Here is a 1,022-nt window from a genome sequence, read left to right on the forward strand (position 1 = left end):
GCTGCGCTTGCCGGAGGGGTACGATTCAACGGCCAGCTGGAGCAGGCGTGGCCCCGACCAGGTGGCGCGACTCGTCCGGCAGGATGCGACGGGTTGTACGGTCAGGACGCTGAGGCCCGGGACCTTTACGCTGACCCTGAGCAGCGACGTGTATCCGGACAGGATTGGCAGGACCATTACGGTGAAGGTCATACGGCGGGAAGGTCCGGGCTCTCAGCCGGGGAAACCCGGAGACGATGCGGGAAGCAAGCCCAGGCCCATTCCCGGAGGCGACCCCGGCGGAGATGACGACGTCGATACGGATCCGGGGGGTGACGGTGATGGCGGCAGTGGCGGAGGCGGCCCGGGAAGGCCGGGGCGTCCTCCGAGAGGCCCGGAGACGCCCGATCCCGAGGAGCCCGTTCCCCTGCCGCCGGGGGTCTCCGCCGTCCTCGTTGATGGCAGGGCCCTTGGCCCCGGTGGGATGGCCCTGGTTGAGGGCATAAGGAGCGTCTCGCTCGCCTTCCGTTTTGCCAATGCGGTGGAGCGGCACGTGTTGTCCGCATCCCTGCTGTCGGCCGAGGAGGGGCGGAACGAGGCCGAGGCCACAATAGACGGCGCGCGTCTTTCGGCGGACAGATTGGCCCTGACGGCGGACTTCCATCCCCGGACGGAGGGCCGGTATCGAATTGCCTACGGTTTCCAGCGGAAGGACGGCGTGAGGGCGAAGGGGAGTTTCGTCGTCAAGGTGACGGGGGGGTCGGGCAGCGGCGGCCGAGGGGACGAAAGGCGCGGCGGCGGATGCAGTGCCCTGAACGGAGCCGTGATTTTGTTTCTCCTTGCGTGTTTTTTGCTGCCATGCCGTGCTGAGGGAGCAGGGGACCGCTCTTGACTCGGAACGAGAGGAGAGGACTCATGAAAACGGGAAAAGCGTCCGAGAGAAAAGCGCATGTCAGGAACATTGTTCTGTTTTTTCTTTCCTCCTTTTGGTCCTGCTTAACGTCGCGACCACATTCGCATACTTCGGCCACCTGGAGGATGGG

At 65.5% G+C, this 1,022-nt stretch carries 1 protein-coding gene; it reads left to right on the forward strand.

Annotated features, from left to right (window positions below):
* Positions 1 to 871 (forward strand): hypothetical protein (locus Q0176_RS02385; protein ID WP_299298900.1); only part of this gene is annotated, 871 nt, incomplete at its 5' end.
* Positions 872 to 1,022: the final 151 nt, after the last annotated feature.

The sequence above is a fragment of the uncultured Fretibacterium sp. genome, assembly GCF_938040765.1.
Lineage (GTDB): Bacteria > Synergistota > Synergistia > Synergistales > Aminobacteriaceae > CAJPSE01.